Source organism: Mesorhizobium sp. M7A.F.Ca.CA.002.09.1.1 (assembly GCF_003998555.1).
Classification (GTDB): Bacteria; Pseudomonadota; Alphaproteobacteria; order Rhizobiales; family Rhizobiaceae; genus Mesorhizobium; species Mesorhizobium ciceri.
In genome coordinates this window covers 1-21,969 of the sequence record NZ_RZRR01000003.1, presented here as the reverse complement: position 1 = coordinate 21,969, position 21,969 = coordinate 1, and the positions used below count along the sequence as shown (strand labels likewise).

Annotated in this window: 17 protein-coding genes and 1 pseudogene; 15 read left to right on the top strand and 3 right to left on the bottom strand. The window is 62.1% G+C overall.

The window, feature by feature from the left end; all coding sequences use genetic code 11:
- The first annotated feature begins 11 nt into the window (after positions 1–11).
- Positions 12–338, top strand: coding sequence for a hypothetical protein (locus tag EN994_RS00410; protein ID WP_335916772.1), 327 nt, complete (start codon positions 12–14; stop codon positions 336–338).
- Positions 338–673, top strand: a complete 336-nt coding sequence (locus EN994_RS00405; RefSeq protein ID WP_244506918.1) for a hypothetical protein — start codon at positions 338–340, stop codon at positions 671–673. The genes EN994_RS00410 and EN994_RS00405 overlap by 1 nt, the downstream gene beginning before the upstream one ends.
- A 30-nt stretch (positions 674–703) precedes the next feature.
- Here EN994_RS00405 and EN994_RS00400 read toward each other — a convergent pair whose 3' ends face one another.
- The 3 genes from EN994_RS00400 to EN994_RS00390 all read right to left on the bottom strand — a co-directional run bounded on the left by EN994_RS00400 (position 704) and on the right by EN994_RS00390 (position 1,707).
- Entirely contained in the window at positions 704–1,030 is a 327-nt protein-coding gene (locus EN994_RS00400; protein ID WP_063170168.1) for a hypothetical protein, read from the bottom strand.
- A gap of 90 nt (positions 1,031–1,120) precedes the next feature.
- A complete protein-coding gene (locus EN994_RS00395; protein WP_013533177.1) occupies positions 1,121–1,375 on the bottom strand; it encodes a DUF982 domain-containing protein in 255 nt (84 codons plus the stop codon).
- Between the two features lie 152 nt (positions 1,376–1,527).
- Positions 1,528–1,707 carry a hypothetical protein gene (locus tag EN994_RS00390; protein WP_024502377.1) on the bottom strand — a complete coding sequence of 60 codons (180 nt, stop codon included), beginning with the start codon at positions 1,705–1,707 and terminating at the stop codon, positions 1,528–1,530.
- Between the two features lie 163 nt (positions 1,708–1,870).
- Here EN994_RS00390 and EN994_RS00385 point away from each other — a divergent pair, with 163 nt between their 5' ends.
- From EN994_RS00385 to EN994_RS00325, 13 genes and pseudogenes are all read left to right on the top strand, one after another.
- The gene (locus EN994_RS00385; protein ID WP_063170169.1) at positions 1,871–2,614 is read left to right on the top strand and encodes a DUF4142 domain-containing protein; all 744 of its coding nucleotides are present in this window, start codon (positions 1,871–1,873) and stop codon (positions 2,612–2,614) included.
- A 20-nt stretch (positions 2,615–2,634) separates the two neighbouring features.
- Complete coding sequence (locus tag EN994_RS00380) at positions 2,635–3,237, top strand: general stress protein (protein WP_063170170.1); 603 nt, start codon at positions 2,635–2,637, stop codon at positions 3,235–3,237.
- 724 nt (positions 3,238–3,961) lie between these two features.
- A complete protein-coding gene (locus tag EN994_RS00375) occupies positions 3,962–8,338 on the top strand; it encodes a VCBS domain-containing protein (protein WP_127224103.1) in 4,377 nt (1,458 codons plus the stop codon).
- Between the two features lie 63 nt (positions 8,339–8,401).
- On the top strand, positions 8,402–10,096 hold the full coding sequence (locus tag EN994_RS00370) for a type I secretion system permease/ATPase (protein WP_013533172.1): 1,695 nt from the start codon (positions 8,402–8,404) through the stop codon (positions 10,094–10,096).
- A gap of 19 nt (positions 10,097–10,115) precedes the next feature.
- Positions 10,116–11,453 (top strand): HlyD family type I secretion periplasmic adaptor subunit, encoded by a 1,338-nt coding sequence (locus tag EN994_RS00365; protein WP_063167461.1) that lies wholly within the window; start codon positions 10,116–10,118, stop codon positions 11,451–11,453.
- Positions 11,454–11,650: 197 nt separating this feature from the next.
- A pseudogene (locus EN994_RS00360) lies at positions 11,651–11,895 on the top strand (helix-turn-helix domain-containing protein); the annotation flags it as partial.
- A gap of 298 nt (positions 11,896–12,193) precedes the next feature.
- Positions 12,194–13,174 (top strand): helix-turn-helix domain-containing protein, encoded by a 981-nt coding sequence (locus tag EN994_RS00355; RefSeq protein ID WP_013533169.1) that lies wholly within the window; start codon positions 12,194–12,196, stop codon positions 13,172–13,174.
- Between the two features lie 102 nt (positions 13,175–13,276).
- Entirely contained in the window at positions 13,277–15,304 is a 2,028-nt protein-coding gene (locus EN994_RS00350) for a hydantoinase/oxoprolinase family protein (protein ID WP_063167462.1), read from the top strand.
- Positions 15,305–15,307: 3 nt separating this feature from the next.
- A complete protein-coding gene (locus EN994_RS00345) occupies positions 15,308–17,275 on the top strand; it encodes a hydantoinase B/oxoprolinase family protein (RefSeq protein WP_063167463.1) in 1,968 nt (655 codons plus the stop codon).
- A 161-nt stretch (positions 17,276–17,436) separates the two neighbouring features.
- Complete coding sequence (locus EN994_RS00340) at positions 17,437–18,294, top strand: FAD binding domain-containing protein (protein ID WP_063167464.1); 858 nt, start codon at positions 17,437–17,439, stop codon at positions 18,292–18,294.
- Positions 18,285–18,782, top strand: a complete 498-nt coding sequence (locus EN994_RS00335; RefSeq protein WP_063167465.1) for a (2Fe-2S)-binding protein — start codon at positions 18,285–18,287, stop codon at positions 18,780–18,782. Before EN994_RS00340 ends, EN994_RS00335 begins: the two co-directional genes overlap by 10 nt.
- On the top strand, positions 18,775–21,123 hold the full coding sequence (locus EN994_RS00330; RefSeq protein ID WP_063167466.1) for a xanthine dehydrogenase family protein molybdopterin-binding subunit: 2,349 nt from the start codon (positions 18,775–18,777) through the stop codon (positions 21,121–21,123). The genes EN994_RS00335 and EN994_RS00330 overlap by 8 nt, the downstream gene beginning before the upstream one ends.
- 12 nt (positions 21,124–21,135) lie before the next feature.
- Positions 21,136–21,867 carry a LamB/YcsF family protein gene (locus tag EN994_RS00325; protein WP_063167467.1) on the top strand — a complete coding sequence of 244 codons (732 nt, stop codon included), beginning with the start codon at positions 21,136–21,138 and terminating at the stop codon, positions 21,865–21,867.
- Positions 21,868–21,969: the final 102 nt, after the last annotated feature.

The window sequence follows — 21,969 nt, the reverse complement described above, 5'->3', positions numbered from 1 at the left end:
TGGACAAGCAGGTGGTCGACCGCGAGCAGGTCAAGGTCGGTAAGGTCGACGGTTTGGTGGCGCAGTTGCGGCCTGGCAAGCCGCCTCGGATCATTGCCATCGAGCTCGGCTCCATCACCCTGGCGCGTCGCCTCGGCGCACGGCCCGGGCGCTGGATGGCGCGGCTCGCGGTCAAGCTGGGCGGCACGCAGCATGGCGAACCTCATCGGATCGCTTGGCGCAAGGTGAAAGATATCGGCATCGATATCGAGTTCGACATCGATGTGCGAGAAACGTCGATCTTCGCCTGGCAGGACTGGTTGCGCGACCATATCATCGGGCGCATTCCGGGAGCTTGATGATGATTACGGTCAATCTCGAGCATCTGGCGGGGCGGCGCGTACTCTCGCAGCGCGGCAAGAATGTCGGTTATATCGAGGAGATCCGCGCCGAACGGGATGGTGACGATTTCGTCGTCACCGAATTCCACGTCGGGGTCTACGCTGCTTTCGAGCGTCTTTCGGCCTCGGCCATAGGCGTGGCGGTGCTGGATCTTTTCCGATTACGCCGCCGCGACGGTCTATACCGCATTCCTTGGGACAAGCTCGACATCTCCGATCCCGCGCGACCGCGGCTGCTGTGCCCAATGACTGAACTCTCAGGCATGAAGGACGCGCCGGACCTCCAGGAATAGGTCGTGGGTGCTGCATCGTCGGGATTAGTCTCAGCGCAGCATGCTTGCCGCCAGGAAGACCACGGCTGCTGTCAAAACGACAGCTGCAATCACCAACACCGGCCAGTTGCCGCCAGGCCGCAGTTCCGGCTCGCCTTCGACCGGACGCATGGCATTGGCAAAGCTGGCATCGTTTTCGAATTTTGGACGAGTGCGCGGCGGACTTGTCTCAGCGACCGGATTTTGTGTGTCCGCGGCCTCTGCGTCTGTCTCAAGCGGGGCAATGGCGGGATCGAACCCCGGCGTCTTGTCGTGCGTTGCTCCTGCCTGAACTTCGCCTCTGGCCGCGGCAGCCGTGAGACCTGTAACCTTAGCCATAATCTCTCCCCTTCGAACCGATCTCGGCAGTATCGCACTTGCAGGCGCCGGCGGAACCAAGCTTGCATGCGCTGAGGCGACCCACCACGGTCAGACTTGCTCGCTCAGCAGAATCCTGGCGTCCTTGGCCGCAACGATGAACGCCTGTCGTGCCGCCCTTGTCGGCTTTTCGCCTCGCATGACGGCAAGGCACGCTCTGATCGCGGCAAGACGCCTCTCGGATGTCGGCTTTGGCCAGTCCCGCAGCAGCACTTCGGCTGCGTCCGACACCGAAACCACAACCCTGTCGCGGTCTATCCGGCCAGGTTGAATGACAATCGGCTTTCTGAAATGTCCAGTACGCACATGCCTCTCCAGCGGGATGCACTCTATTCGACACGCCGCTGCAAGACTGCGCGTCGCGACGCGCTTTAACTCCGCAACCGTCGATTTGTTCCAGAGCACCTGGCGTTTGAAACAACTAGCCGTTGGCCGTCCGTGCGCGCCCGTCCCAAGACTTACAACAGGTCCTTGCGAAGGAAGATGCGTGCGTGCCCTGGAATTCCGAATTCGACTTTGCCGAATTCCTCGAACCCATGCTGCATGTAGAATAGCGGCGCCTGGAAACTGCTTGTCTCGACCACGGCTTTTTTGCAGCCACGCTGGTTCATGGTGCCGGCGTTCCTGTCGCCTGTCACTTCTCCACATTTTCCGTCGATGTGGCAGATCTCACGCGAGATAGTCCGGCAGCCTCATGCGTGGATCGTGGTGCTGCCGGGCCTGCAGGCATGTCGTCTGGGTATCGGAACAAAGCGCATCTTGGCCTGTTAGGGCGACGCATCCCAGGCAAGGACAAAGCCGATGAAAACACGACAATTTTTCGCATCGCTCGCCGCTGCTTCCATTTTTCTCGCCGTGCCTGCTTTTGCTGCCGACAGCGCCCAGGCCTTCGTCGACAAGGCTGCCATCGGCGGCAAGTTCGAAGTCGACTCGAGCCAGATTGCCTTGGGCAAGGTTCAGGACCAGAGCATCAAGGACTTCGCCCAGATGATGATCCGCGATCACGGCGCGGCCAATGCCAAGCTGGCAACGGTGGCCGGCGAACAAAAATTGAAAGTGCCGCCGGCGCTTGATGCCCAGCACCAGGGCGATCTCGACAAGCTCAAGAATGCGCAGGCTCCGATCGATCCAGCCTATGTCGACATGCAGCGCAAGGCGCATGCCGACGCCGTCAAGCTGTTCGAAACCTATGCCAGCGGCGGCGACAACGCCGGGCTCAAGACATTCGCCCAGCAAACGGTCGATACGCTGAAGACGCACCAGCAGATGATCGAAAAGATCGCAGCCGGGCAGGACGCCATCACGGGAGCGACAACACCGGCGGTGAAGACCGACAATACCCCCAATGCCGCCGCTCTCGTTCCCGGCGCAAACAGCTTCACCGAAGCCCAGGCCAAGAGCCGCATCGAGGGTGCAGGCTATACCAACGTGTCGAAGCTTACCAAGGACGACCAGGGCATCTGGCGGGGCCATGCCACCAAGGCAGGCGAAAGCCTCGCCGTCGGCCTGGACTATCAGGGCAACGTCGTTGCCGCCAGCAAGTGAGCACGGATCAGGAGAAATCAATGAAAACGGTAACTGGACTGTTCGACAACTATGACGACGCGGCCGACGCGGTCCGCGAACTGGAAGCCACGGGCGTCCCGCATGCGAACATCAGCATCGTCGCCAACAACTCGGATGACTGGTACGAGGGCGACCGTTCGGAGGCTGCCGAGGATGCCGGGGCTGGCGCGGGGATTGGAGCCGTGATCGGCGGTGCCGGCGGATTGCTGACAGGGCTGGGGGTCATGGCCATCCCGGGCGTCGGACCTGTGGTCGCGGCGGGTTGGCTCGCCGCCACCGCGACAGGTGTCGTTGCCGGGGCGGTGGCAGGCGGTGCGGTCGGAGGCATTGTCGGCGCTCTGACGGAGTCCGGCGTGCCCGAGAACGATGCCCACGTGTATGCGGAGGGCGTACGCCGCGGCGGCACGTTGGTCACGGCCAGGGTGGACGATGAACTCATTGCAAATGCCGAGGAAATTCTGGGGCAATCCAGATCGGTCGATCTTGCCGAACGCCGCAGGGCTTACGAGGCTGGCGGCTGGACCGGCTTCGATGCCAATGCCGGCGAATATATCCCTGACGAGACCGATCGCGACAGCGCTCGGGCGATCAATCGGCCTTGAACGAGGAGGTGTGGTCGCACGTACCGAACGACGAGGTTTCACGAAGTGCTACGGAGCGTGTGGGACAGATGTTCGAGTTGCCCGGCTTCAAGATCTCCGTGAGCAAGGCATGAAGCTTCCCGGCTGTCCGGCGCGTTAAGTGATCTCAGTTGAATCCCCGACCGTTCAAGCGAACTGGCTGGCTGTCGGGTTGGCGTGCTGCACGAAAAGTACTCAGCGATCAAGGTGCGGTGTTGGTATGGTGGTGCGCTGGCGGGCTCTGGTCACGCTGAGCCGCACGTCTGCCGCCTGGCTCATATCGGGCGTGCGCCTGTTCGATCTCACAACTCGATTCTAGTGACTGTGGCTCCCCTTATGTTCGACTATTAACTGTTCGGCCAAGTTGGGCGTTGACGCTTCCTCTCTATAAGAGTTAATAATCTCCTAATATAAGAAGCATCTAAAGTTCGTGGTCGAAAGCCACGAGTTTGACGATGTAGGTTGGGTAGGGAACGTAGCGTGACGACCAGTCGTCGCGTCCAGCAGCATCGGGTCAATATCCGTCCGTGAATGGCCAGCTTGAGGCGGCTGTTCCAGGCGCGGCGGTGTGCCTGGATGAGGGCGAAAATTCATGCCTGCCTGGATTCGCGCGGTTTTTCTTCGGCTGGAAGCAGCCGGTCGTTCAGTACTGTCGATAAAACAGAAAAACAGATGAGGCGTCTGTTCTTAAAAGGGGGGTTGAAAAATGGCTACTCAGGTCACCGGTGCCGGCGGCACCACGACGTCTTTCTCCAACACGCCGCAGGCGAAGGATGACCTGTTTACCTATGATAGTTTCCAATCCGTCTTCCTGAACGTGATGGCCAACGATCTCGGCGGGAATGCCAAGACCCTCTGGTCAGTCGACAATGGCATCAACAACACAGGCGCAATGAATGGATACACCGCCGCTGATTTGTTGACCCAAGACTTAGCACGCACTGAATCCCCCACCTCCGAGACAAGTTATAACGGCGCGAAGATCTGGATTACGTCCGACGGACTCGTGGGATACGACGCGACTACCTTGTCAGCGGCGTTCAAGGCACAGTTACAGGGCTTGAATGCGGGACAGTACCTGACTGACAGCTTCATCTACTCGGTCCGGCTCGGCAATGGAACGCTCAGCTGGGCAACCGCGACGGTACATTTCGCCGGCACCAACGACGCCGCGGTGATTTCCGGCGTCTCTACGGGCGCGGTCGTCGAGGCTGGCGGTGTCGCCAATGCCATCACCGGGACGCCGACGGTGAGCGGCACGCTGACAGATACCGACGTCGACAACACGCCCAATACGTTCCAGGCGGTCGCGCCCGGAACCGCGGGCGATCATGGGTATGGGACCTACCAGATGACCGCGGGTGGTGTCTGGACCTTCACCCTCAACAACAACAATGCGGCAGTGCAGGGTCTCAACGTCGGCCAGCATCTCACCGAGACGTTTACCGTCCACACACAGGACGGCACGGCCCAAGTAGTAACGGTCACGATCAACGGCACCAATGACGCGGCTGTAATCTCCGGCACCATTGCCGGCACGGTCGTCGAGGCCGGCGGCGCTATCAATGGCACCCCGAGTGTCAGCGGCACGCTGACGGATACCGACGTCGACAATCTGGCGAACACGTTCCAGGCGGTTGGTGCCGGCGGGGCAACTGACCACGGCTACGGCACCTTTGCGATGAACGCGGCGGGCACCTGGACCTATACGCTCGACAACACGAATAGTGCGGTCCAGGAACTCAACGCGGGCGATCATTTGATCGACACATTCACGGTTCGGACTGCGGACGGGACAGCGCAGGTAGTAACGGTCACGATCAATGGAATTACTGATAACGCGACGGTCAACCTGAGCGCCTCGACGGTCGCCGAGGGCGCGGTCGCCAACTACGTGTTCACGGCGACGCTGTCGGACGCCTCGCATGGCGTCACCACGATCACCACCGACAAGGGCGACATCACCATCGCCGATGGCCAGACCACCGGCACGCTGACGATCGCCTCGGGCAATGGCGAGGACGTCTACAACGACGCATCGAGCCTGACCGCCAACATCACCGCCACCGCGGGCGGCAACTTCGAGCACCTGGTGATCGGCACCGGCACGGCGACGGCCAACGTCACCGACACCACCACCGACGCGACGGTGAATCTCAGCACGTCGAACGTTACGGATCACGATACCAACGTCACCTTCACGGCGACGTTGAGCAACGCCTCGCAAGGCGTCACCACGGTCCACACCGACCATGGCGACATCACCATCGCTAACGGCCAGACCGTTGGCACACTGGTGATCGCAACCCCCAACGCATCAAGCCTGTCCGCGACCATCACCGGCACCTTGGGCGGCAACTTTGAACACCTGGTGGTCGGCACCGGCACGGCGACGGCGCAGATCATCGACGCAACTGCGCCGACCGTGACGATTACCGACGACGAGCCGGCGGCGACGGCCAACATTGCCGGTGGCAATGTCCTCTACACCTTCACCTTCAGCGAGCCTGTCACCGGATTTGTTACATCAGATATCGTTGTGGGAGGCGGTACCAAGGGTACGTTCACCGCGGTGAGCAGCACGGTTTACACCTTGGATGTGATCCCAACCGCGAATACGCAGGCCGGTATCATCACCGTAGATGTGGCGGCAGGCGCGGCCAACGATGCAGCCAGCAACGGCAACACGGTGGCGATCCAGGCGACGCAAGCTTACGACACCAAGGCGCCGACGGTTATCATCACCGACGACGAGCCGGCGGCGACGGCCAACATTGCCGGTGGCAGTGTCCTCTACACCTTCACCACCAGCGAGAGCGTTGGCAGCACGCTGACCATTGCGGACGTGACGGTAACGGGCGGCACGGTCGGTGCGCTGACGCAAGTCGGCACCAGCAACGTATATAACCTGACCGTGACCCCGACGGCCAACGTCGATGCCGGCACGATCAGTGTAACAGTGAACCAGGTTGGCATCACCGATACGGCGGGCAATTCGGGGACCGGCACTGTCAATGCCACCCAGGCCTACGATACCAAGGCGCCGACCGTTTCGGTCGACATCATCGCCCCAGACCTGCCGGCAGGCGGGACATCACAGGTAAAGTTTGTCTTCAGCGAAGTCCCTACCGGTTTCACGGCGGCCGACATCATTGTGACGTCAGGCAGCGGCTCGATCACCAGCGGGCCGACCATAGACGCCACAGATCCAACCGGCAAAACCTATGTCGCAACGTTCACCGCATCTTCGACTTTTGTCGGAAACGCGACCGTTTCAGTGAGCTCGGGAAGCTATACGGATGCAGCTCTGAACACAGGCTCCGGAGGCAACGACACGGTATTCGAGGGCTTTACCTTTGACGCAGCGACGAAGGAAAACGGGCAAAGCGGCAATTTCACTCTTTCCGGGCACTATAATACCGGTGTGACGATACGCGCGTACTGGGACGTCGACAATCCGACCCACGCAGTTGCCGTGACGCTGAATGGCGATGGCACCTGGAGCGGGGCTAAGACCAACCTGGGCAACAACACCGGAGCCCACACCTTCTTTGTGGTCGCTACGACAGGCAGCAGTACCATTGTCCAATCCATCGGTGTCACAGCGCCCGCCGGCATTGCCGGAGAGGCTGTGAACTTGGGACTTACCGATCCAGCCGGCCACGATGGCGCGATTACGCTCACGATTAGTGACGTCCCCGACGGATGGACGATCGATGGGGGCACCCGCAACGCGGACGGCTCTTGGACCGCAACAACCACGAATGTTTCCGCCCTGACCGTCACGACGCCGGTCACCTATACCGGTGCACACGTGCTCAACGTGACCGGGACCTGGAGTAACGAGGACGGGACCACCGGGACCATGACCATCGCGGACAACGTGGAAATCTATGCCAAGGGTTCGCCCATCTTTGCTTTGTCTGGAAACGACTACCTGACCGGGTCCAGCGGCAACGACCTCTTCGTCTTCTCGCAGCCGATCGGTGCCGACACGGTGCACAATTTCGACGCCGCGGCCGACCAGATCGACCTTATCGGCTACAACGGACTGGCGGACTTTGCCGACCTGCAGACCCATATCGCCGACGATGCCCACGGCAACGCGGTGATCACGCTGGGCGATGGGCAGTCGATCACGCTGGATGGCGTGCACTCGGGCGCGCTGACGGCAGGCAATTTCGTCTTCGACCAGACGCCGGTGGTCAACAATGCCGGCACCATGACGATCGGCGACGGCGCCTTGCTGCCGCTGAGCGGCATGATCAACAATAGCGGCCTCATCTCGCTGGACTCGACCGGCGGTGAAACGCTGCTGCAAATCATCCAGCATGGCGTGACCCTGCAGGGCGGCGGGCAGATACTGTTGTCCGACAGCGCCGCCAACGTGATCTCCGGCACGGGGCCGGACGTCACTCTGGTCAATGTCGACAACACGATATCGGGCGCCGGCCAGTTGGGCGGCGGGATGCTGAGCCTCGACAACCAGGGCACCATTATCGCCTCCGGCGCGAATGCGCTGGTCATCGATACGGGGGGCAGCGTCGTCACCAACTCCGGAACATTGGAGGCGACCGGTTCAGGTGGACTGACGATCACCGGCGGGCTGGCGAATTCCGGCATGCTGTTGGCCAATGGCGGCGACATAGTCATCCATGGCCAGGTCACCGGCGACGGCGATGCCACGATCGGCAACCTGTCGAAGCTTGAGTTCGGCAGCGCCTCGTCGACGGATGTCACCTTCGCGCACGATGCGGCCGGCACGCTGCAGCTCGACGATTCCTTCGATTTCAGCGGGCGGATCGGCGGCATCACCAATGACGACAGGCTTGAGCTCGAGGACATCCTGTTCGGCGCGGGAACGACGGCCGTCTACCAGGCAAACCAGGATGGCAGCGGCGGAACGCTGACCGTTTCGGACGGCACCCACGGTACCGCGCTGCATCTGGTCGGCAGCTACGATGCGAACGGCTTCAAGCTTGCCGATGACGGCCAAGGCCATACCGCCGTTTCGTACAATCCGGCGGAATTCACGCTGACGGGCGTTGGCAATGGAGCAATTTCAAGCGACTTCGTGGTGTGAACCAAAAGGCCGCCGCCAGCGGCGGCCCACCTGGCCTGATGCGTATCGAGTGGGGTTCTGGACGTGGATAGCAAATCTCGAATTGTGAAGGATGCGCTTCGGGCCTGCCGCCGCTATTTCCTGGTAGCGGCGGCGTTCAGCCTGGCCATCAATCTGCTCTATCTCGCGTCCCCACTCTACATGCTGCAGATCTACGACAGGGTCGTTACCAGCGGCAGCGAAACCACGCTGGTGATGCTGACCCTGGTGTTGCTGGCGGCCTTTCTTTCGCTGGCCGGCCTCGACCTGGTGCGCGCCTCCATCCTGACGCGTGCCAGTGCGCGGCTCGACCGGCTGCTGTCGGCAAAAGTCCTGGCCGCGTCGGTCGAGACCCCATCGCCCGGCTCGTCGCCGAGCCAGCCCATCCGAGACTTCGACACGTTCAGGCAGGTCATCACCGGCAGCGGCATCCACGCTTTGTTCGACCTGCCATGGTCGCCCATCTACATCGGCATCATCTTCCTGCTGCATCCCTGGCTCGGCTTCTTCGCGCTGGGCTGCTCGCTGCTTCTGGTCGCCATGGCGGTGCTAAACGAATATATCGTGCGTTCGCCGCTGAAGCAGGCCAACGACCTGGCGACGACCAACTATAATTTCACCGAGATGAGCCTCAGAAACGCCGAAGTCGTTCGCGCCATGGGGATGATCGACGGCCTCATCCGCCGCTGGGGACGCGACCGCAATTTGGCGCTGCGGCGCCAGGCGGAGGCAAGCGATCGCGCCGCACTGATGTCGGGTCTGATCCGTTTCCTGCGGCTCACCATGCAGTCGCTGATCCTCGGCCTCGGCGCCTATCTGGTGATCGAACGGCAGATCACCGGCGGCACCATGTTCGCCGCGAGCCTCTTGCTGGGCCGGGGGCTACAGCCGGTCGAGCAGATCGTCGGCCTTTGGCGCAGCCTGATCCTGGGGCGGGCGGCGTTGGCAAGGGTCGAGAAGCTGGTCGACGGGGGCGCGCAGAGCGAAAGATCGTTCAACCTGCCCAAGCCCACCGGCAAGATTTCGGTTGAGCAGGTCAGCTTTGCAATTGCAAGCCAGCAGAAAGTGCTTCTGCGGGACGTATCGTTCCGGCTGGAAGCAGGCGAGACGCTGGGAATCGTCGGCCCTTCCGGCGCCGGCAAGTCGACGCTGGCGCGTCATCTCGCGGGCGTCATGCAACCCAGCCGTGGTACCGTCAGGCTGGACGGCGCCGACCTGTCGCAATGGGGACACGACGCGCTCGGCGACCACATCGGCTATCTGCCGCAGGATATCGAACTCTTCTCCGATACCGTCGCCGCCAACATCGGCCGCTTCAAGACCAATGTCGACCAGGAGGTCATCGAGGCCGCGCGGCTCGCCGGCGTGCATGAGATGATCATCCGCCTGCCGCAAGGCTATGAGACGCAGATCGGCGAAGGCGGCGCAGTGCTGTCAGGAGGATATCGCCAACGGATTGCTCTTGCCCGCGCAGTGTTCGGAACTCCGAACCTGATCATTCTCGACGAGCCCAGCTCCAATCTCGATGCCGATGGCGACCGCGCGCTGAGCGACTGCGCGATCGAACTCAAGCGCCGCGGCAGTACGGTGATCATCGTCTCTCACCGGCCCTCGACCCTGGCGAATGTCGACAAGATCCTCCTGTTGCGCGATGGCGCCGTCGAGGCCTTTGGCATGAGAAACGAGATCGTGGCGCTCCTCAACCAGCGCGCGGCGCCAATGGCGGTGGCAACGCAATGAGCCGTGTTTGGAGAGAGCGATGAGCGACGGCGCGCTTACCTACCGGAGCCTGCCTGGCGACGCCGGTATTCTGGCCCCGGATTCGATCCGGGTGCCGGCCTATATAGGTCTGCTGATCATCGTTGCTTTCTTTGGCATCTTTGGCGGCTGGGCGGCCTTTGCCCCGCTGAACGGCGCCGTGCTTGCCGACGCCATCGTCAAGGTGGATGGCAATCGCAAAAGCGTACAGCACTTCGACGGCGGTACGGTGAAGGAGATCCGCGTCAAGGATGGCGACGTCGTCAGGAAGGGCGACATAATGCTGAAGCTGGACGACACCAGGATTCGGTCCGAGTTCAATCTTTATGCCCAGCAATATGCGCTGTTGCGCGCAACCGATGCCAGGATCCGAGCCGAACTGGACGGCAGCGAGGTTGTTGCCTTTCCCAAGGACATTCTCAAAGAGCACGAAGACTACCTTAGGGATGCAATGGCAAACCAGATCGCCGATCTGGAAAGCCAACGCGCCTCGATGGCCGGCGCCAGGCAGATCCTCGAGCGGCGCATTGCCGAACTCGAGGAGCAGATCCAGGGCAAGCAGTCTCGGGTCGAATCTTACCATGCCCAGTTGCAATCGACGATCAACGAGAAGGCCAGCCTGTCGAAGCTGCTCAAGGCCGGATTGACGACCCGCCCACGCATCCTGGAGCTGGAAAGATCCGCCTCGGATCTGCAGGGCCTGATCGATGAGAACCTCGGCGCGATCGGCGGCAGCCAACAGAGCAAAGCCGAACTCGAAAGCCAGATCGCACAATTGACAAATGAGCGCCGAGCCAAGCTGTCGGCCATGCTGATCGATACGCAATCGAGCCTTTCCGACCTCGTGCCCAAGATGTTTGCCGCCCAGGCTGCCATGGACCGAGCCGAGGTGCGCGCGCCGTATGACGGCCAGGTGATGGATCTCAGCGTCTTCTCGATAGGCGCGATCGTTTCGCCGGGCCAGACCATCCTCGATATCGTGCCGACCGAAAATTCGCTGATCGTCCAGGCCCAGATTCGCGTCGAGGACATATCGAACCTGCGACCCGATATGGCTGCCGAAGTTCGTTTCACATCCTACAAGCAGCGCTCAATACCCATAATTCATGGCCGCGTCTCCCGCATTTCGGCGGATCGCATTACCGACAGCAAGACCGGGTTTCCCTACTATCTTGCCGACGTAGCGGTCGATCCGGTGGAATTGGCAGCAGCCCCACAGATTGCGCTTTATCCGGGCATGCCAGCGTCAGTCATGATCGTCACCGAGGAACGCACCGCGCTCGACTACATTCTGGGCCCGCTGGTTGTGTCGTTCCACTCCGCCTTTCGCCAGAAATGACGGATTAGCCAAGCGACTTCGCTTTTGAGGTGATTCTGACGCAGAGCAGTCGGAGACAAGCCGACAACCAGTCGCTCATGGTCTGCATGTTCCCTGCCGACAGCCCCTCTGTTTCTTTGGTGCTGGATCTGATGATCCTAGATGTTTGATCCCGGGCTTTATGGAGCATCCTTGTCTCCCGAATGAAAGGATGCGCTATGGGCCAAGTTCTGCATGGGAGCGCCAAAACGACAGAGGCGGTCCGTCGAGCGATACAGCATAGTCAAGAGAACCTGAGGGGCTGGCCAAGCGCTACGGGATCAACCGGAAGACGGTTGCGAAGTGGAAGAGGCGAGCTTCGGTCGCCGATCTATCGACTGGTCCGAAGGAACCGAGATCGAGGGTGCTCTCGATTGAGGACGAGGCGGACATTGTCGCTTTCCGCCGCTACACGCTGCTGCCACTCTTCCGTACGCACGGAACTGCAGGACATCATTTCCGCCCACATCTGGAAGCCGACAACTTTTCCTGAATGAGTGTGCGAAAAGAATGCATGGTTCCAAGTCGGCTGGCGGTTTGCGCGCCAAGGCTGGTTTGATCAGCTGCACACTGATCGTGACGACAACTGCAACCGTCGCGAGCTCCGGTCCTGGGCCAACCGACCACATAAGTTTATTCGTTTTTGACCAATACGCGCCGGTGAATTCCTGTAATCTTCGGAACAACACCGGGACAACCGGGTCAACCAGAAAGGTCGGGGAATGAAATACGTCGTCGATACGATCGGCGGTCCCGCAGGCGGTGATGCCTGGCAAGCCGCTGTTACCGAAGCCTATTTTCCGCTCGACACCGAGTATCGGAACCGTCGCGAATTTTCAGGCACGCTGGAAACCTTCTCGCTTGGGCTCGTCAGCGTGTCTAAAATGCGCTGCGATGCCGTAAGCTATCGTCGCCACCGCCGCCACTTCCTCAACGAGCGTGACGCCAGCCTGCTCATCACGATCCCGGAGATGTCGGAGGTGAATTTCTCGCAAGGGTCGAGAACCGTCAATTGCAGGCCGGGGGGCTTTCTCGTCGAGCGGGGAGATGCGCCTTACGAATTCTGGCACGGCAAGCCAAACGCGCTGTGGGTCCTCAAGGTACCATCATCGAGCGTTCGGGCACGGATCGGATCCGCCGAACGGCTCAGTGCGCTCAGTTTCGACGCGACCCAAGGCATCGCCGCGCTCTTCCTCGACACGGTGCGAACCACGATCGGTCATCTCGATGAGATCACTGAAGTCGCTCGTGAGATGATGGGCAGGCACATCCTGGAAATGCTGTGCCTGTCGATCGTGAGCGACGATCGCGTGCTGGACAGCAGCATCTCGTCGATCCGGGCCGGCCATTTGCATCGTGCCGAGCAGTATATTCGCGACAATCTGAAGAATTCCGACCTCGGCCCGCAGGCGGTGGCTGATGCCTGCGGCATCTCCCTGCGTTACCTGCAGGTCCTTTTTCAGGACAGCAACCAGTCGATCAACGGCTTCATCCGCGACGCCCGGCTTGAACTTTGCGCCGAGGAGCTGATGTCGGTGACCAACATCAGCAGCGTAGCCGAGATCGCTTACCGCTGGGGCTTCGCCGACCAGTCCCAGTTCTGCAAGCACTACCGGACGCGGTTCGGCTGCGCACCGACGGATACCCGTCGCGAAGCAGCGAACCGGGCGGGCGGCTCTTCGGCCTCGCGAGAGCGCCACTAGTCCCGACGAAATCCGGGCCAATTCCACCATTCATGCAACGTCTCCCCGGCAAGGGGCGACGAAGGCGGGGCTTTGCCCGCAAGACCTTGCGAAGGAACTGTCATGAGCCGAATCAGAGTTGCCGTCGATGTCGGAGGGACTTTCACCGACATCTGCATCATGGACGAAGACAGCGGAGCGATCCGCATCGAAAAAACCGCCTCCACGCCTGACGATCCCATGCAGGCCATCATGAATGGCGTGGAGCAGGGGCGCATCGATCTTTCGGAGGTAACGATGTTCTCTCATGGTACGACGGTCGCCACCAATGCGCTGATCACCCGCCGTCTGCCGCGCACCGCAATGGTCTGCAGCGAGGGTTTTCGTGACGTTGTAGAGATCCGTCGCGCCAACAAGGAAGATCTCTGGGACACCTACAAAGATGTCGCCAAGCCCTATATCCCGCGCCGCGACCGGCTGACCGTCCGGGAACGGGTCAGTGCCGAGGGCACGATCCTGGAAGCGTTGGACGAAGAGGCCGCGCGCCGTGTCGCGGAGATTCTCAAGAAACGGCAGGTCAAGTCCATCGCCGTCTGCTTCATGAACTCCTATGTGAACGGCGCCAACGAGCGCCGCATGCGTGAGATCCTGAAGGAGGCAATGCCGGATCTGCCGGTCTCGATCTCCTCGGAGGTGATGCCGGAAATCTTCGAGCACGAACGTTTTTCCACCACCATGGCGAACGCCGTCTGCGCCCCGGTCGTCGTCGACTACGTGTCGCGTCTCGGAGAAAAGCTTGCCGACGCCGGATACAAGCGAGATCTCCTGTTGCTGCACAGCGGTGGCGGGGTCATGACGCCCGCGAGCGTCAAGGATTTCTCAGCCCGGCTCGCGGGATCCGGCATCGCCGCCGGCGCCATCGCAAGCCGCTTCATCGGAAATCTCTGTGGCTACCCGAACTCGATCGGCTTCGACATGGGCGGCACCAGCACCGACGTCTCGCTGGCCTGGAACGGGGAGTCGCGCATCACAAAGGACTGGTACATCGAATTCGGATATCCGATCCGCTTCCCCTCCATCGAGGTATTGACCATCGGTGCGGGCGGCGGGTCGTTGGCATGGCAGGACGAGGGCGGCAGCTTGCGCAACGGGCCGCAGTCCGCTGGCGCCTTTCCAGGTCCGGCCTGCTACAAGAATGGCAACCTCATTGCCACCAACACCGATGCCAATGTGGTGCTCGGCCGTCTCGGCACCAGCCTTGCGGGCGGCAAGATCACGCTCGACCCCGCTCTGGCCGCCGAGGCGGTTCAGGAGACGGTAGCGGAACCCTTCGGCATGGAACTCCACCAGGCGGCCGAGGCGATCATCGCCGTCGCCAACGCCAATATGGGCAATGCCGTCCGGCTTCTCTCCATCAGCCGAGGCTACGACCCGCGCGACTTTGCGCTGGTCGCATTCGGCGGTGCTGGCGCTTTGCACGGAGCGGCGGTGGCCAAGGAGCTTTCGATTCCAACCGTGATCGTACCGCCCAATCCCGGCGTTACCTCCGCGCTCGGTTGCCTTCTCGTCGACGTGCAGCACGATTTCTCCGAAAGCTTCATGGCCGATGCTTCGACTGTCTCGCCCGCCGAGATGCAGGCAGCCTTTGTTCTGATGGAAAAACAGGCGGTTGAGCGTCTGGGCCATGAGGGCGTGGCGCAGGAAGACATGGCGCTGCAGCGCACGGTCGAGATGATGTACCAGGGCCAATGGCGCTCGCTCGCGGTGTCAGCCCCGGCGCGGATCGAGAGCATCTGCCCGCTGATCGAGGCATTCCACAACGAACACGAACGCGAGTTCAACTACCGCCGCGAAGAGGCGCCGGTGTCGATCTTCCGCATCGCGGTCAAGGCGATCGGCATCGTCCCGAAAGCCGAGATACCGCGACACGAAGTCTTGCCTCATGTGCCCGAGCCGCTCGGCCGCCGCGGCGTCTGGTTCGACGGCGTATCTCATGATGCGGCTGTCTATGAACGCGACCAACTCAGCGCCGGCGCTGCCTTTGCGGGACCCGCCATCGTCGAACAGTTCGATTCCACCACCGTGGTTCCGCCGGGAATGAGCGCGACCGTCGATGGCTTCCTGAACATTCTCATCGTGACGAAAGGCTGAGACATGACAAAGCTGATTGAAACGGGCCCTGGCCTCGATCCGGTAACGTTCGAGGTGCTGAAGAACTCCTTCATCACCACCGTCGACCAGATGGCCGAACAGATGCTTCGCACCTGCTATTCCTTCGTCATCTACAACCGAGACTTTTCGAACGCCCTGCACGACGCCGATGGCAACTCCGTCGCCCAGGGCAACTACGACATCGCGGTCCATGTCGGCACACTGCACAACACGTGTAAGGAAGTGATCCGGGTCTTCGAAGGCGATATGGCACCCGGCGATGTCTACGCAATCAACGATCCTTATGCCGGCGGTACGCATTTCAGCGACGTTCGGCTCGTCCGGCCGATCTTCGATGAAGACAAACTGATCGGCTTCTCCCAGTCGAACGGACACTGGTCGGATCTCGGCGGCTCGGTGCCGGGCTCCTTCGACGTCACCGCCCGCGACATGTTCCGCGAAGGGCTGCGGATAACGCCGCTGCGCCTTTTCCAGCGCGGCCGCTTCTGCTCCGATGTTGCCAACATGATCGCGGCCAACACGCGCGATCCCGCATCGATCATTGGCGACATCCATTCCCAGGCGCAAGCGACGCAGGCGGCCGAGCGCGAACTGCTGCGGCTGGTCAAGAAGTACGGGCGCGGCCAGGTCATGCGCGGTATGGAGGAGGTTCAGGACTACGTCGAACGTGCCGTGCGAAAGCGTCTGGCGGAGCTGCCCGACGGCACCTGGGAGACGGTCGACTACATCGACCGGGATCTCGGTGCCGGCGAGGGCATGATCCCGATCCGCATCAAGATGACGATCAAGGGCGACACGATCCACTACGATTTTACGGGAAGCCACTCGACCATTGCCTCGATGTATAATTCCGCACCGGGCGCGACCTTCTCGGCCGTGGTCGCCGGCATGAAAACCTTCTTTCCGGACCTCCCGCTCAACAGCGGGTTTTACCGGATGATCGAGGTGACCGCGCCGAAGAACAGCATCGTCAGCGCGGAATGGCCGGTGGCGGTGACCGGGTTCCTGATGCCGTTTGAAAAGATCATGAACGCGATCTTCGAGATGTGGTCGAAGATCATGCCCGAACGCGCTATCGCCTGCGCCTTCAACCTCGAATATCTGCTGGCCGGGGGACGGGATGCGCGCAAACCCGAAAAGCCGATCTTCATGTTCTACGAATGGCTGCCTGGCGGCTGGGGCGGGCGCAACGGCAAGGATGGTGCCGATGTCACCACCGCCTGCTTCGGAACCGGGCTGATGTCGCAGCCGAACGAAGGCAACGAGCGGGTCAATCCCACTCGGACGCTCGAGTTCCAGATCAAGCAGGATTCAGCCGGGCCCGGCAAGTGGCGGGGCGGCGTCGGCGTGCAGAAGACCTCATTGCTGCTTGAGGCTGAAAATGCCGTCATGTCCTATATTTGCGACCGCGAGCGTGCTGTCGTCTGGGGTGTCGAAGGAGGCCTGCCGTCGATGCCCCACGGCTTGACCATGAAGCGCGCCGGAGAAGAGACCGAGATCTGGCTCGGCTCCGTATTCTCCGATTACTCCGTCCACACAGGCGACCAGTTCGCTCGTCCGACGGCCGGCGGCGGTGGTTTCGGCGATCCACTGCAGCGCGAGCCCCGCAAGGTGATGGAGGACGTGATCGACGACTACGTTTCCCTGGAGCGTGCCAGGACTGACTACGGTGTGGTGATCCGCGAAATCGACCGCGACCTGTGCCAGTACGAAATCGACGAGACGGCGACCGAAGCCTGCCGTACCGACATCCGGGCGAAACGGAAGGGCTGGGCACGCATGGATCCCGAGGAGGTCGCGCGCAAATACCGCTCCGGCGAGATCGATACGCTCGATGCGGTTCGGCACTATGCCGTGATCCTCGACTGGGAGACCGGCGAACTACTTCCCAAAACCACCGCCCAGTTCCGGGAGAGTTTTGAGAAACGGACCGTCACCCACTGGGTCTGAGCGCCAGCGAGCGCGCCGCAATCTTGCGGGCGCTCGCGGGATGCCAGAGTTATCTGTTTTTTCGATACCATATTCAAAGAATTACTATTTCACAGGAACCTAAAGCTGGAGCAACAATGTCGCAGCGCCGCGAAGGTTGGCTGCTCCGAGGGGTATGACAGATGGCACCAGGCGTGGGACGATCGTTCACCGCGGCCAGCACACTTGAAGAGGCAATGGCAGCACGCCGGCAGGGCGCGGTGGTGCTTGCAGGCGGCACCTGGATGATGCGTGATCCCCAACGCGGGGTCGACCTTCCCGACGCGGTGGTCGCACTCGACCGAATACCGGCCTTGTCCAAGGTCGAAATCGACTCGGACCATGTCGTGATCGGCGCAGCTGTTACCCACGCAGTCCTTGGCCGCGCATTGCATGGGGCAGCGGGCTTCGAAGGTCTGGTTGACGCGGCGGAGAACGCGGCCAATCCCGGTATCCGAAGGGTCGCCACCGTGGGCGGTAACCTTTGTGCCCTCGACTTTGCCGCCGCCGATCTCGCCCCTGCGCTTCTCGTCTGTGAGGCGACGGTGGAGCTGGAGACGTTCGAAGGCCCAAAACTCATCGGTATTTCGGATTTCCTCAAAGACAGGCATGCGCTGCTGGCAGAGGCGATTGTGACGAGAATTCATCTGCGCCGCGACCTTGTCGCAAGCGCGCATATCCGCCTGCCGCTTCGGAAGGCTGGCGACTATCCGGTCGCCGTCGTCTCGCTTGCGGTGGACAAGGACAAACGATGTCGCATCGCCGTCGGCTCGGTGGAGCCGGTAGCGCGGCGCTGGACGGCGCTCGAACAGGCGATGAGGGCAAGCCAGGCCTCCGCGCTCGATCCGGAGCGCGCTGCCGGGCTTGCACTAGAGCACAATGATTTTCAGGGCCGCGACGGCAGGGAAGCGGAGGGTTGGTACCGGCGCCAGGTTCTTCCGCCGCTGGTCAAGCGCGGTGTTGCCGCACTTCTCAAGACCGAGGGCCTGGCATGGTTGTGACATTCCAGCTGAATGGCGAGGACTGCAGCTTTCACGGCGATCCGATGACGCCGCTCGTCGACATCTTGCGGCGGGAACGATTCCTGACGGGGACCAAAGCCGTGTGCCGCGAAGGCTTCTGCGGCGCCTGCACGGTGCATGTCGACGACGAAGCGGTGCCGTCCTGCCTGAAGCCGATTGGCCTGGTCCAGGGGTGCGCGGTCACGACCATCGAGGGATTGAGCTCCGGAAACCAGGCGCTGCATCCGCTCCAGGCCAATCTAGAGGCCGCCGATGCCGTGCAATGCGGCATGTGTTTTCCAGGAATGGTTATGAGCCTTTCGGCGTTCGTGCGTGACAATCCGCATGCGAGCCGTCCCGACATCAAGGCCGCGATGGTCGGCAACATCTGCCGCTGCACCGGATATGAGCGGATCGTCGACACCGTGGCCGACTGCCTTGACCAAGCGCGGAAGGCTGGCCAGTCGGTGGGAGGCCTCCATGTCTGAGCTGTCCGCCACCGTGATGAATCTTCCCCGCCGCGATGCGCAGGACAAGCTGCGCGGGCGGACGAAATACACCAACGACCGGGTTCGCCCCGACATGTTGCATGCCGTGCTGCTGCGGTCGACCGTTTCCGCGGGGCGTATCCGCAAGCTCGACCTTTCGGCGGCACTTCGCTGTCCTGGCGTGCGCGCGGTGGCGACCGGCGCCGACGCGCCAGGCCTCTACGGCATCGGCATTGCCGACCATCCGCTCCTGGCCATCGACACCATCCGCTATCACGGCGAGCCGATCGCCGTCGTTGCCGCCGAAACGGAGAAGCAGGCGCGGGCGGCGCTTGCCGCCATCATGCTTGAGGTCGAGCCGCTGGTACCGGTGTCCACCATGGCCGAGGCACTCCAGCCCGCCGCCCGTCTCGTCCACGAGGGCTGGCGCGGCTATGAGGTGATCACCGAGGGCGGCGCACGTGCCGGCAACATCGCATGGGAGGCAAAATCCAGCCGCGGCGACGTCGATGCGGCCTTCGCCCGTCCCGACATACGCATTGTCGAGAGCAGCTTCACCGTCGGCCGGCAGAGCCATGTGCCTTTCGAACCGCGCGTTGCCATCGGCTCCTGGGAGGACGGCCGTGCTCACATCCAGACCTCGACGCAGGTGCCTTGGACAGTTCGCAACGTCACCGGAAGGGTCATGCAGCTTGCGCCCGGGCGTGTGCGGGTCACCGTGCCGCCTGTCGGAGGCGGGTTCGGCCTGAAATTCGATGCGTCCATCGAGCCGATCACGGCACTTCTGGCGCGGATGACCGGGCGCACGGTGGTCCTGGAAAACACCCGGCAGGAAGAGATGGCAACCTGCCTCTGCCGCGAGAATGCGGAAATCCGCATTCGCTCCGCTGTCACCGCCGAAGGATACATCGCCGGACGCGAGGCGGTCGTGCTGATGGACTGCGGCGCGTATGGCGGCGAACAGGTTTTCCTGACAACGATGACGGCGCACACGCTGGGCGGCAATTACAGGGTTGGCGCAACGCGGCTCGTCAGCCGCGCCGTATACACCAACACACCACCCAACGGCGCTTTCCGAGCTTGCAACGGCGTCTACAACACCTTCGCGTTGGAGCGACACACCGACGAAATCTGCGATGCGCTAGGCTTCGACCCAATGGAGTTCCGGAAGAAAAATGTCCTGGGAGATGGCGATCTCGGTGCCACGGGGCAGGTTTTCGAGGCCGACGTGCTGGGTCCGATGCTCGATCGCATGGAGACACTGCGCGCCAGCACCGGTACATCAGAGGCCGAGGCCGACGGCAGGCTCTATGGAATTGCGACCACGGTCGGCACATGGTTCGTTTTCGTCGGGCCTTCGGCGGCGACGGTGAATTTGAACGCCGACGGCAGCGCAACGCTGGTCACCTCGGGTGTGGAGATCGGATCCGGCACGATGGTGCAATCCCTGCCGCAGATCGTGGCTGGGCAGCTCGGGCTTGCTCCCGACCAGGTGATCGTGCGCGAAGCCGATACGGATGCCGCCGGTCTCGATGTCGGCGTTGGCGGTGGGCGCACCACCGTGTCCATTGGTGCCGCGAGCATCGCCGCCTGCGCGGAAGTGCGGGAGAAGCTGCTTCGGACCGCCGGCGAGATGCTCCAGACCCGACCGGAAGACCTGGTGCTGCGGGACGGTCGTGTCGAGATCACGGGACGTCCCGGTTCCGGCATGTCGATCCCCGCTGTCGTCGCCCATGCACAGGCAACCACTGGCCCGATCACCGGAAGCGGGGCCTTTGCCGCCAGGAACACTCCGGCAATGTCCGGCTGCGCGATGGGGCATTTCATCGATGCGCTCGACATTCCCGTCTTCGTCGTTCACGAGGCCGAGGTGGCGGTTGATCCGGACACCGGCCATGTCGAGGTGCTGGCCTATCGCGTAGTTCAAGATGTCGGCCGCGCGCTCAACCCGCGCGCCATCCTGGGCCAGATACAGGGCGGCGTGGTACAGGGGCTCGGCTATGCGTTGCACGAGGAGGTGACGCTCACCGCCGACGGATGCATCGCGCAGGACGATTTCGAGACTTATCGCCTGCCGCTGGCGCAGGATGTGGTTCCGGTCGCCGCCGACCTTTACGAGGGCGCGCCGTCGATGGGGCCTCTAGGCACCAAGGGTGCGGGCGAGGTCCCGATCCTGGCGGTGGGCGCGGCGATCGGCTGCGCTGTGGCACGCGCCATCGGCAAGCCGGTGCGGCAGCTGCCACTGACGCCGCCGCGCGTGCTTCGACTGCTGCATGAGCGCGAACCACCGCCGGAATTCCCGCACATCGCCCCCGGCTGGGCGTTGAACACTCTGGGCTGAGGCAAGTAAACCATGGTCACCCTGAACTGCGACATGGGCGAAAGCTACGGCAACTGGCGCTTCGGTGACGATGCCGGCATCATGCCTCATATCGATTGCGCCAACATCGCCTGCGGCTTCCACGCCTCCGATCCATGGACGATGCTGAAGACCGTGCGGCTCGCCCTTTCGCATGGCAAGCGGGTCGGCGCGCATCCCTCCCTTCCCGATCGTGAGGGGTTCGGCCGGCGCGAAATGAGACTTCAGCCGGAGGAACTGACAGCTGCCTTCCTCTATCAAATCGGTGCTCTGACAGGGATGCTGGCCGCCGAGGGCGGGCAACTCAGCCATGTCAAGCCGCATGGCATCATTTACGGCATGGCCGCGCACGACGTCGACACTGCCCGGGCAATTGCCGCGGCGGTCAAGCCGTTCGGCGTCCCTCTCTTCGGCATGGCGGGAACCTGTCACGAGACGGCGGCAGCCGAACTCGGCGTTGCCTTCGTGGGCGAGTTCTTTCCCGATCTTGCCTACGCTCCCGGCGGCAGCCTGATCATCCCGCGCGTCCAGTCGGCCATCGACCTGACGCTTGCCGAGCACCGCATGATGGGGGCGCTTACTCGAGGCGAACTCGTCACGACAGACGGCACGATCCGCCCGGTCGACTTCGACACCGTCTGCATCCACTCCGATCCGCCGAATGCGCGCGACGTCGCCGCGCTGATGCGGCGGATCATCGACACTCATTCCAACGGCCTGCCATGATTCATTCTCCCGAATCGTGAAAGCTCCACGCAAGGGACTCGAGGACTATCTCGAACTCACTGCCCGAACCATTTCTCCAAGCCGCTGAGGACTTCCATGGAT

Bases quoted from the DNA above. Each gene is read 5' to 3' on its own strand.
- EN994_RS00405 (WP_244506918.1), top strand. From the start codon at position 338: ATGATGATTACGGTCAATCTCGAGCATCTGGCGGGGCGGCGCGTACTC.
- EN994_RS00400 (WP_063170168.1), bottom strand. From the start codon at position 1,030: ATGGCTAAGGTTACAGGTCTCACGGCTGCCGCGGCCAGAGGCGAAGTT.
- EN994_RS00385 (WP_063170169.1), top strand. From the start codon at position 1,871: ATGAAAACACGACAATTTTTCGCATCGCTCGCCGCTGCTTCCATTTTT.
- EN994_RS00380 (WP_063170170.1), top strand. From the start codon at position 2,635: ATGAAAACGGTAACTGGACTGTTCGACAACTATGACGACGCGGCCGAC.
- EN994_RS00375 (WP_127224103.1), top strand. From the start codon at position 3,962: ATGGCTACTCAGGTCACCGGTGCCGGCGGCACCACGACGTCTTTCTCC.
- EN994_RS00365 (WP_063167461.1), top strand. From the start codon at position 10,116: ATGAGCGACGGCGCGCTTACCTACCGGAGCCTGCCTGGCGACGCCGGT.
- EN994_RS00355 (WP_013533169.1), top strand. From the start codon at position 12,194: ATGAAATACGTCGTCGATACGATCGGCGGTCCCGCAGGCGGTGATGCC.
- EN994_RS00350 (WP_063167462.1), top strand. From the start codon at position 13,277: ATGAGCCGAATCAGAGTTGCCGTCGATGTCGGAGGGACTTTCACCGAC.
- EN994_RS00345 (WP_063167463.1), top strand. From the start codon at position 15,308: ATGACAAAGCTGATTGAAACGGGCCCTGGCCTCGATCCGGTAACGTTC.
- EN994_RS00340 (WP_063167464.1), top strand. From the start codon at position 17,437: ATGGCACCAGGCGTGGGACGATCGTTCACCGCGGCCAGCACACTTGAA.
- EN994_RS00335 (WP_063167465.1), top strand. From the start codon at position 18,285: ATGGTTGTGACATTCCAGCTGAATGGCGAGGACTGCAGCTTTCACGGC.
- EN994_RS00330 (WP_063167466.1), top strand. From the start codon at position 18,775: ATGTCTGAGCTGTCCGCCACCGTGATGAATCTTCCCCGCCGCGATGCG.
- EN994_RS00325 (WP_063167467.1), top strand. From the start codon at position 21,136: ATGGTCACCCTGAACTGCGACATGGGCGAAAGCTACGGCAACTGGCGC.